Here is a 9,187-nt window from a genome sequence, read left to right on the forward strand (position 1 = left end):
ATTCCGGGCACCACAATTCCACCGGCTTCCGCCGCTGTCCTCATGGAATCGACAGGCCGGCCGATTCACGGTCACCCGCGACACCGTCCGCTACCCTGCCGGTCGACAACCTTACCCGGTCGGCTCCGCCTCACCAAATCCGCCTCGCAGCGAATCCGGGGCACCACCCGGTCCAGACTCACATGGGCTTCAACCCACCCGACCCTGAAGTCATTCCCGAACCCCACCGGCTTGTAAAGCCAGGAAGCCCGATCCAGGCTCGTACCGGGTAACAACCCGGCCGACCCTGGACTCATTCCCTCACCCCGTCGGCTCTGTCGAGCCTCAGGAGCCGGTCCAAGCTCGTACCCGGTCACAACCGAGCCGCGCCCCAGACCATTCCCGCGCTCCGGCCTCCCAAGCTTTCGCCTGTTTCGTCCGTTCCGCGCTGGCAGAGAGAAAGTTACGCGCCCGGCCAGTTGATCGTCAACTCGGCCGGGCGCGTCCCGCGTCACATCATCAAGAGACGGCTATCCGCGCAGCTCAACCCCGGCGAAGGAGCGCTTGCCGCGGCGCAGCACCAGGTACCGCCCGTGCAGCAGGTCCGCCGGCGCGACGGTCGCGTCCACCTCGGTCACCCGGGTGTTGTTGACGTAGGCGCCGCCCTCGGCGATCACCCGCCGCGCCTCCTTCAGGCTGGGCACCAGGCCGGAGTCGCGCAGCAGTCCGGCCACGTCGGGCAGTTCGGTCAGGTGGACCAGGCCGGCCTCGGTGAGCGCGGCCCGCAGGGTCTCCGGCGTGAGGTCGTCGAGCGAACCGCGGCCGAAGAGCGCCTGGCTGGCCGCCACCACCTGGGCCATCTCCCGCTCGCCGTGCACCAGCGTGGTCAGCTCCTCCGCGAGGGCCCGCTGGGCCGCCCGCGCCGCCGGCCGCTCGGCGGCCTCCTTCTCCAGCGCCTCCAGCTCCTCACGGGAACGGAAGCTGAAGTAGCGCAGGTAGCGGGTGACGTCCCGGTCGTCGGCGTTGACCCAGAACTGGTAGAAGGCGTACGGGCTGGTCAGCTCGGGGTCGAGCCAGACCGCGCCGCCCTCGGTCTTGCCGAACTTCGTGCCGTCCGACCGGGTGACCAGGGGCGTGGTGAAGGCCTGCACGGGGCCGGCGCCGCGGCGGCGCACGTAGTCGACTCCGGCGGTGATGTTGCCCCACTGGTCGGAGCCGCCGTACTGGAGCTGGCAGCCGTGCCGGTGGTGCAGCTCGAAGAAATCGTGGGACTGGAGCAGCTGGTAGCTGAACTCGGTGAAGCTGATGCCGGTCTCCAGCCGGGCCTTGACCACCTCCCGGGCCAGCATCTTGTTGACCGGGAAGTGCTTGCCGACGTCGCGGAGGAACTCGACCACCGACATCTCGCCGGTCCAGTCCAGGTTGTTGACCAGTTGCGCCGCGTTCTCCCCGGTGTACGACACGAAGGGTTCGAGCTGGTCCCGGATGCGCTGGACCCAGCCGGCCACCACCTCGGGCGGGTTGAGCGTCCGCTCGGCGCTCTCCTTCGGGTCGCCGATCTGCCCGGTCGCGCCGCCAACCAGCAGCAACGGGCGGTGCCCGGCGAGCTGGAGCCGGCGGGCGGTGGTGACCTGCATGAGGTGGCCGACGTGCAGGCTGGGCGCGGTCGGATCGAAGCCCACATAGAACGTGGTGGCCCCGCCGTCGAGCAGTTCACGTAGCTCGTCGAGGCCGGTCGAGTCCTGGATCAGGCCCCGCCACCGCAGGTCTTCGGTCAGGGAGTCCCGCCCGTGCGGGAGGTTGCTGTCGGTCACGGTCACCGATTCTCCCCCATCCCCGGGTGCGGGTAGTACCGGGTTTGCCGGCTCGGCGTGGTGATTAGGCTGGCGCTTCCGCGAGCGAGAGGAAGACGGGCGTGGAGATGACCGAGATGCCGAACCTGACGGGCGGCCTGGTGGACCTGCTGGGCCTGAAGCTGGACGAGGTCGGGCCGGACCGGGTCGTCATTCGCTGGGAGGTCCGTCCCGAGCTGCACCAGCCCTTCGGTATCCAGCACGGTGGCGTGTACTGCGCGGTGGTGGAGACCGCCGCCAGCGTGGGTGGGTCGATCTGGCTCGGTGGACGGGGCACCGTGGTGGGCGTGTCGAACCAGACGGACTTTCTCCGCGCGGTGCGGGAGGGTGAGCTGACCGCCGTCGGCATTCCTGTGCACCGGGGCCGCAGCCAGCAGCTCTGGCAGGTGGAGATCACCGACGCCGACGGCCGCCTCATCTCCCGCGGCCAGGTCCGCCTGCAGAACCTCACCCACTCCTGACCGCGTCCCCCGATCTCGTACCTTCGGCCTCCGGCTGCGGCATTCGCCCTCTTCGTCGGGGCGGCAGGTGCGGGATCGCGGTGGGGATTTGGGGCTGAACAGGGCGCTGAGGCGGATATGGTCGCCACGATGATGCTGGTCGGGCCGTATTCGACGTGAGGAAGCTCCTCGCCGCCACGCTCGGTGTGCTCTCGGCCATCGGGGGCTTCGTCGACATCGGCGACCTGGTGGCGGCGGGTCAGGCCGGCGCCCGCTTCGGCATGGGGCACACCTGGGTGCTGGTGCTCGGCGTGGTCGGCATCTGTGCGTACGCCGAGATGGCCGGCAGGATCGCGGCGGTGAGCGGCCGGGCGGTGTTCGACCTGATCCGCGAGCGGCTCGGGCCGCGGCTGGCGCTGCTCAACCTGGTCGGTTCCTACCTGGTCACGGTGCTGACCCTGGGCGCGGAGCTGGGTGGCGTGGCGCTCGCCCTGCAACTGCTCTCCCGGGTCAGCTACCTGCTGTGGGTGCCGGTGGCCGCCTTCGCCGTCTGGCTGGTGCTGTGGCGGATGCGCTTCCAGTTGATGGAGCGGGTCTTCGGCCTGGCCGGCCTGGCTCTGCTGGTCTTCGCGGTCGCGCTGTTCTGGCTGCCCACCGACTGGGCGGCGCTCGGCCGTGGCGCGCTGCACCCCGACGCGGCCGGGCAGGGCTGGGGCGCCTACTGGTTCGTGGCGGTCGCCCTCTTCGCCTCCACGGTCAGCCCGTACGAGGTGTTCTTCTTCTCCTCCGGCGGGGTCGAGGAGAGCTGGAGCGCCGCCGACCTCGCCGACGCGCGGTCCAGCGTGCTGATCGGGTTCCCGGTCGGCGGGTTGCTCGCCCTGTCCCTGGTGGCGACCGCGGCGGTGGTCCTCCACCCGGCGGGCGCCTCGGTGTCGACCCTCGGCCAGGTGGCGGAGCCGGTGGTGCTGGCGTTCGGCGGGGTGGGGCTGGCGATCGCGGCGCTCGCGTTCTTCGCGGTCACCTTCGGCGCCGCGTTGGAGACCGGGCTGTCGGCGGCATACACGGCGGCGCAGTACTTCGGCTGGCAGTGGGGCAAACGGGTCAGTCCCCGCGAGGCGGCCCGCTTCCACAGCGTGCTGCTGGTCAGCGTGCTGGCCGGGATGCTGGTGCTGCTCACCACCGTCGACCCGGTCCGGCTGACCGAGTACATGCTGGTCGTCAGCGCGGTGGCGCTGCCGCTGACGTACCTGCCGATCCTGGTCGTGGCGAACGACCGGACGTACCTGGGCGACCGGGTGAACGGGCCGGCGCTCAACCTGCTGGGCGCGGTCTTCCTGGTGGTCATCGTGGCGGCGTCGGTGGCGGCGGTCCCGCTCGCGATCGGCACCGGGATGGGCCGGTGAGGATCCAGCTGGGCCGGCAGCTGCTCGACCGGCAGATCGTCGACTCCGACGGGTGGCCGGTCGGCAAGGTCGACGACGTGGAGTTCGCGGTCGACGCGGAGGGCTTCCCGTACGTGGCGTACCTGCTCAGTGGCGAGCGGGCGCTCGGGGACCGGATCGGCGGCCGGGTTGGGCGGCTGCTGGTGGCGCTGGCCGACCGGCTCACCGACGACCCGCCCGCGTGGCCGCTGCGCATCCCGGTGACCCAGGTCGCCCGGCTGGACAGCGCGGTGTGGCTGCGCGTCCGCGCCGACGAGCTGCCCCGGCCGCCGGTGGAGGCGTGGCTGCGCCGGCACCTGATCGACCGGATCCCGGGAGCCGACCGTGCGAGCGGGTGAGCTGCTCGGCCGCACCGCGTACGACCTGCACGGCCGGCGGCTGGGCCGGGTGGTCGACGTGGTGGTCCGGGGGGACCTCCCCGACGGGCGGCTGCGGCTGACCGACGTGTTCGTCAACGGGCACTGGTGGAGCCGGGCGGTGCGACGGCTGGTCGGCGGGGAACGCCCCCGTGGGCCGTGGGCGATCCGGGTGGTGGCGCGGACGGTGCGCCGCCACGACCGGCAGCTCCCCGCCGACCAGGTGCAGCTGCTGCCGCCGGTGCCCGGCTTCCCGTTCGGGCCGCCGCCCGGTTGACCGCGCCCAGGCGGACGGCCGGGCGGCTACCGCCGGCTCAGCTGCGGGCCTCGTCCAGGAGCGGCTCCGCCTCCTCGGCACCCTCCTCGGCGGGCGGGGCGGCGCGGCGCAGCCGGACCTGGGTGATGGCCCGCTGGTCGATCGCGGACACCTCCAGCTCCCAGTCGTCGATGGTGACGCTCTCCCCGGCGACGGTGGGGATGTGCCCCAGGCAGGCCAGCACCATGCCGGCGACGGTGGTGTAGTCGCCGGCCGGCCGGGCGGGCACCTCGACGCCGATGTCCGGCAGGTCGTGCACCGGGAAGGTGCCCGGCAGCAGCAGCGCGCCGTCGGGTTCGGTGCGTACCGCGCGGACGTCCCGGTCGGTCTCGTCGTATATCTCGCCGACGATCTCCTCGAGGATGTCCTCCAGGGTGACGATGCCGTCGACGGCGCCGCGCTCGTCCACCACCAGGGCGATGTGCTGTCGCTCGGCCTTGAACTGGCGCAGCGCCTCCACCACCGGCAGCGAGTCGGGCAGCAGCATCGGCGGGCGGGCACACTCGTCGACCGACCGGTCGCCGGGGACGCCGACCAGGTCCCGCAGGTGGATCACGCCGACCGCGTCGTCCAGGCCGCCGTGCCGGACCACCGGCGCCCGGGAGTGCCCGGTCGCGGCGAGGACCAGCCGGGCGGCCTCCGCGGTGGTCCCGCTGTCGAGCGTGAAGACCTGCAACCGGGGTACGAGGACCGCCTTGAGCTGCCGGTCGGCGATCTCCACCGCGCCGGCGATGATGGTCCGCTGTTCCTTGGTGAAGCCGTGGTTGCCGGCGACGATGTCGCGCAGCTCGTCCGGGCCGATCTCCTCGGGCTGGTGCTTCGGGTTCAGTCCGACCAGGCGTACCACCAGGTCGCTGGTGGCGCCGAGCGCCCAGACGGCCGGCCGGGTGAAGGTGGCCAGCAGGTCCAGCGGACGGGCCACCAGCAGCGCCCACCGCTCGGCGGACTGCATGGCGATCCGCTTGGGGGCCAGCTCGCCGAAGACCAGGGTGACGAAGGTCAGGGCGAGGGTGACCACCACGATGGCGACCGTCTCGGCGGCGCCGCCGAGCGCACCGAGCAGCGGTACGAGGGGCCGGGCCAGGGAGACCGCCGCCGCGGCCGAGGCGAGGAACCCGGCCAGGGTGATGCCGATCTGGATGGTGGCCAGGAACCGGTTCGGGTCCTTGGCCAGCCGGGCGAGCACCCGCCCGGCCCGGCTGGTGCGTTCCAGTCGCTGGATCTGGCTGTCCCGCAGCGACACCAGCGCCATCTCGCTGCCCGCGAAGATCGCGTTCAGGACCACCAGGACTCCGACCAGGGCCAGTTGGCTCCAGTAGCTCTGCACGCCCGGCTCTCTCCCTCACACGACGGGCACCGGCCGCGACGGCCGACGCCGCCGGCCGGAGGCCCGACCGGCGTAGGCCTGTCTGTGCCCCGTGCGGGCGCCGGCGAATCCTCGCCGGGGCGCTACGCCGCGGCGGGCGCCGGCAGGTCGAGCACGTACGCGCCGCCCTCGGGGCGGAACCCGAGCCGGTGGTAGTAGGGGGCGACCATGCCGGGCGGGCTGACCACCCGACGGAAACCCCGGTCGGTGAAGAGGCTACTGCGGCGGTAGACGAACTCCCCCGGGGTGAAGTCCCGGAACCGCTGGGTGACGTAGTCCAGGTCGATCTGGGCCACCCCGCCGGCCTCGGCGTGCGACAGCACCACCCCGACCACCTCGTCGGCCTTGACCACCAGGAACGCCGAGCGGGGCGCGCCGTGCGACTCCCAGCGGAAGTCGGGGTTGAAGCGGGCGATGTCCGCGGCGTGCACCCGCAGCGTGTGCGCGAGGAACTGGTCGTCGACGCCGACCTCGACCACCTGGTACGTCTGCTCGTCGTGCCGGGTGGCCAGCATCTTCCGCAGGTACCACACGTTGATCACGGCGAGTACGACATTGAGGCCGACACCGGGCCAGACCTGCACCCCGGCGTTGTAACCGATCAGGATGAGGCAGCCGACGAGATTGAGCGCACGCAGCCGCAAAATGCGCGTCTGCAGCAGGGACCAGACCAGCAGCGCGGAGCCGGCCCAGCCGACGAGTTCCAGCCAGTTCACCCCGCGAGACTAGTGGGCGCCCAGCTCAGGCCGGTCGTCGGGCAGCTCCAGCACCCACTCCTGGACCTCGACGCCGCGGCCGTGGGCGTACCCGGAGTCCTCGCCGACCACGACGAAGCCGCACTTGCGCAGCACGGCGAGGGAGGCCCGGTTGTCCTTCGCGGCGCGGGCGTGCACCGGGCGCTGTGGCAGCTCGCGCAGCAGCGCGGCGAGCGCGGCGGTGGCGTGGCCCCGACCCCAGCGCCGCGGGTCGATCCAGTAGCTGACCTCGGTCTGCTCGTCCACCGGGAAGGCCGACACGTACCCGACCACCTCGCCGTCGGCGACGACGGTGCGGTTGACGATCCGGGGGTCGGCGCGGATGCGCCGCCAGTGCGCGTCGAACGCCGCCCGGTCGGCCGGGTCGGCCGGCCCGAAGGCCGCCATCCAGTTGGCCTCCGGGTCCTGCTGATGGGCGAAGAAGTACGGCAGGTCGTCGTCGCGCACCGGGCGGAGCTGCACAGGGACGGTCACGGGCCAGAGCGTACGCACCGGCACCGACGATCCCGGACCGCCGAAGCGCCCCACGTCGGCGTGTCCGGCCGAATGCCGGCGTCGCGGGACGGGTACGTCGACAATGACCTGACCGACTTCGGGGAGTGCCGATGAACCGTCCTGTCGTGGTGGGCGTCGACGGATCGCCGTCCAGCCTGGTCGCCGCGGAACACGCGGCCCGCGCCGCCCAGCTGCGGTCCCGGCCGCTGCGCCTGGTGCACGGCTACCTGCACCCGCTCGGCTACGGCGTGCCGCTCAACCCGTACGACCTCGGGGTGCCGGCGCCTTCGGAGGAGGCGCAGAAGATGCTGGAGCGGACGGCGGCCGACCTGGCCGGCCGCTCACCCGGCCTGGACGTCGAGGTACGCCAGGTGGCCGGCGGCCCGGGCGCCACCCTGGTCGAGGAGTCCCGCCGGGCCGAGCTGGTGGTGGTGGGCAGCCGCGGGCTGGGCGGCTTCACCGGGCTGCTGCTCGGCTCGGTCGGCGCGCAGGTGGTCGCGCACGCGCACTGCCCGGTGCTGGTGGTCCGCCCCGACGAGCAGCCGATCCCGGTGGACGGGCCGGTGCTGGCCGGGGTGGACGGCTCCGGGCCGTCCCGGCTCGCCGTCGGGTACGCCGCCGACGAGGCGGCCCGCCGGGACGTGCCGCTGGTGCTGGTGCACGTCGGCCCGCCGGACGGGGACCGGCCGGTGCCGGAGGAGGTCGAGGAGTCGCAGGCCGCGTACCAGGCCGAGGCGGTGCGGCTGCTGGCCGAGGCGTCCGGCGCGGTCCGGGCCGACCACCCGGACCTGGTGGTGCGGGAGCACCCGGTCCGGGCGGCCGGCGCCGCGCAGGGACTGGTCGAGGCGAGCGGCACGGCGTCGTTGCTGGCGGTGGGCACCCGGGGCCGGGGCGGCTTCACCGGGCTGCTGCTCGGCTCGGTCAGCCAGGCGGTGGCGCAGCACGCCCACTGCCCGGTGCTGGTCGCCCACCCGTACGACCGGGTTGAGTGACCCCGTTCAGCTCTCCCGGCCGCCGCCGAGGAGCTGGGCGAAGTCGGTGGTCAGGGCGAACGGGTCGACCGGGCCGGAGGCCGGCAGCCGGTGGTCGACCTGGTCGGCCAGCTCGGCGCCGGCCCGCCGGATGCGGGCGCGCAGTGCGCCGTCGGCGGTGCCGCCGGACCAGTCCTCGGGGGCGGCGAAGACCGCCGTGGGGGCCACCGCCGCCCGCAGATGGCTGAACATCGGCCGGACGGCGTGCTCCAGGGCCAGCGAGTGCCGGGCGGTGCCGCCGGTCGCGCCGATCAGCACCGGCCGGTCGGTCAGCGCCCCGGGCTCCAGCACGTCGAAGAAGGACTTGAACAGCCCGTTGTACGACGCGTTGAAGATCGGGGTGACGGCGACGATCCCGTCCGCCCCGGTCACCGCGTCGACGGCCTCCCGCAGCGCGGCCGGCGGGAACCCGGTGAGCATGTTGTTCACCACGTCGTGGGCGTGGTCGCGCAGCTCGACGACGCGCAGCTCCACCTCGGCGCCGCGCCGGACCAGCTCGTCGCGGGCGGCCGCGGCGAGCTGGTCGGCGAGCAGTCGGGTCGAGGAGGGCTGGCTGAGGCCGGCCGAGACCACGGCCAGGGTGCGCCGGCTCATCGGGTGGCCTGCCCGCCGGTCGCCTCGGCGTCACGGGCGGCGAGCAGCGAGGCGTGGGTGGGAGCCGCCGGCACGTGCGCCGGACGGAGGCTCTCGAACTCCTTGCGCAGCACCGGGACGACCTCCTCGCCGAGGAAGTCGAGCTGCTCCAGCACGGTCTTCAGCGGCAGGCCGGCGTGGTCCACGAGGAACAGCTGCCGCTGGTAGTCGCCGACGTACTCCCGGAAGCCGAGCGTGCGGTCGATGACCTCCTGCGGGCTGCCCACGGTCAGCGGGGTCTCCCGGCTGAACTCCTCCAGCGACGGGCCGTGCCCGTAGACCGGGGCGTTGTCGAAGTACGGCCGGAACTCCCGGACCGCGTCCTGGGAGTTGCGCCGGATGAAGACGTGCCCGCCGAGGCCGACGATGGCCTGCTCCGGGGTGCCGTGGCCGTAGTGGGCGAAGCGCTGCCGGTAGAGGCCCACCATCCGCTGGACGTGCTCCTTGGGCCAGAAGATGTTGTTGTGGAAGAAGCCGTCGCCGTAGTAGGCGGCCTGCTCGGCGATCTCCGGGCTGCGGAT

The 9,187-nt window shown here is 73.0% G+C and carries 11 protein-coding genes; 5 read left to right on the forward strand and 6 right to left on the reverse strand.

Going from position 1 to position 9,187, the window contains the following annotated elements:
* Nucleotides 1-509: 509 nt before the first annotated feature.
* Nucleotides 510-1,793 (reverse strand): tyrosine--tRNA ligase, encoded by a 1,284-nt coding sequence (gene tyrS, locus V6U79_RS29520; RefSeq protein ID WP_334616702.1) that lies wholly within the window; start codon nt 1,791-1,793, stop codon nt 510-512.
* Between the two features lie 107 nt (nt 1,794-1,900).
* Here tyrS and V6U79_RS29525 point away from each other — a divergent pair, with 107 nt between their 5' ends.
* From V6U79_RS29525 to V6U79_RS29540, 4 genes are all read left to right on the forward strand, one after another.
* A complete protein-coding gene (locus tag V6U79_RS29525; RefSeq protein WP_334616703.1) occupies nt 1,901-2,293 on the forward strand; it encodes a PaaI family thioesterase in 393 nt (130 codons plus the stop codon).
* A gap of 155 nt (nt 2,294-2,448) precedes the next feature.
* On the forward strand, nt 2,449-3,675 hold the full coding sequence (locus tag V6U79_RS29530) for an NRAMP family divalent metal transporter (RefSeq protein ID WP_334532094.1): 1,227 nt from the start codon (nt 2,449-2,451) through the stop codon (nt 3,673-3,675).
* Nucleotides 3,672-4,052: a hypothetical protein gene (locus tag V6U79_RS29535; RefSeq protein WP_334616696.1), complete on the forward strand. Its 381-nt coding sequence runs from the start codon at nt 3,672-3,674 to the stop codon at nt 4,050-4,052. The genes V6U79_RS29530 and V6U79_RS29535 overlap by 4 nt, the downstream gene beginning before the upstream one ends.
* Entirely contained in the window at nt 4,039-4,347 is a 309-nt protein-coding gene (locus V6U79_RS29540; RefSeq protein ID WP_334616697.1) for a PRC-barrel domain containing protein, read from the forward strand. The genes V6U79_RS29535 and V6U79_RS29540 overlap by 14 nt, the downstream gene beginning before the upstream one ends.
* A 37-nt stretch (nt 4,348-4,384) precedes the next feature.
* Here V6U79_RS29540 and V6U79_RS29545 read toward each other — a convergent pair whose 3' ends face one another.
* The 3 genes from V6U79_RS29545 to V6U79_RS29555 form a co-directional block, all read right to left on the reverse strand.
* Nucleotides 4,385-5,713 carry a hemolysin family protein gene (locus V6U79_RS29545; RefSeq protein ID WP_334532103.1) on the reverse strand — a complete coding sequence of 443 codons (1,329 nt, stop codon included), beginning with the start codon at nt 5,711-5,713 and terminating at the stop codon, nt 4,385-4,387.
* 122 nt (nt 5,714-5,835) lie between these two features.
* A complete protein-coding gene (locus V6U79_RS29550; protein ID WP_334616698.1) occupies nt 5,836-6,468 on the reverse strand; it encodes a hypothetical protein in 633 nt (210 codons plus the stop codon).
* A 9-nt stretch (nt 6,469-6,477) separates the two neighbouring features.
* On the reverse strand, nt 6,478-6,981 hold the full coding sequence (locus V6U79_RS29555) for a GNAT family N-acetyltransferase (protein WP_334616699.1): 504 nt from the start codon (nt 6,979-6,981) through the stop codon (nt 6,478-6,480).
* A 131-nt stretch (nt 6,982-7,112) separates the two neighbouring features.
* Between V6U79_RS29555 and V6U79_RS29560 the strand changes: the two genes are divergently transcribed.
* The gene (locus V6U79_RS29560; protein ID WP_442933836.1) at nt 7,113-7,994 is read left to right on the forward strand and encodes a universal stress protein; all 882 of its coding nucleotides are present in this window, start codon (nt 7,113-7,115) and stop codon (nt 7,992-7,994) included.
* Between the two features lie 6 nt (nt 7,995-8,000).
* Here the strand turns inward: V6U79_RS29560 and V6U79_RS29565 are convergent, their stop codons facing one another.
* Both V6U79_RS29565 and V6U79_RS29570 read right to left on the reverse strand, forming a co-directional pair.
* On the reverse strand, nt 8,001-8,627 hold the full coding sequence (locus V6U79_RS29565; RefSeq protein WP_334532113.1) for an FMN reductase: 627 nt from the start codon (nt 8,625-8,627) through the stop codon (nt 8,001-8,003).
* The coding region (locus V6U79_RS29570) for an LLM class flavin-dependent oxidoreductase (protein ID WP_334616701.1) at nt 8,624-9,187 on the reverse strand (564 nt) is incomplete at its 5' end. The genes V6U79_RS29565 and V6U79_RS29570, both read right to left, overlap by 4 nt.

The sequence above is a fragment of the Micromonospora psammae genome, from assembly GCF_036902725.1.
GTDB lineage: Bacteria > Actinomycetota > Actinomycetes > Mycobacteriales > Micromonosporaceae > Micromonospora.

What these genes read in the sequence shown, in the direction of transcription:
- V6U79_RS29525 (WP_334616703.1), top strand. Translation starts at nt 1,901, where the DNA reads ATGACCGAGATGCCGAACCTGACGGGCGGCCTGGTGGACCTGCTGGGC.
- V6U79_RS29560 (WP_442933836.1), top strand. Translation starts at nt 7,113, where the DNA reads ATGAACCGTCCTGTCGTGGTGGGCGTCGACGGATCGCCGTCCAGCCTG.
- V6U79_RS29565 (WP_334532113.1), bottom strand. Translation starts at nt 8,627, where the DNA reads ATGAGCCGGCGCACCCTGGCCGTGGTCTCGGCCGGCCTCAGCCAGCCC.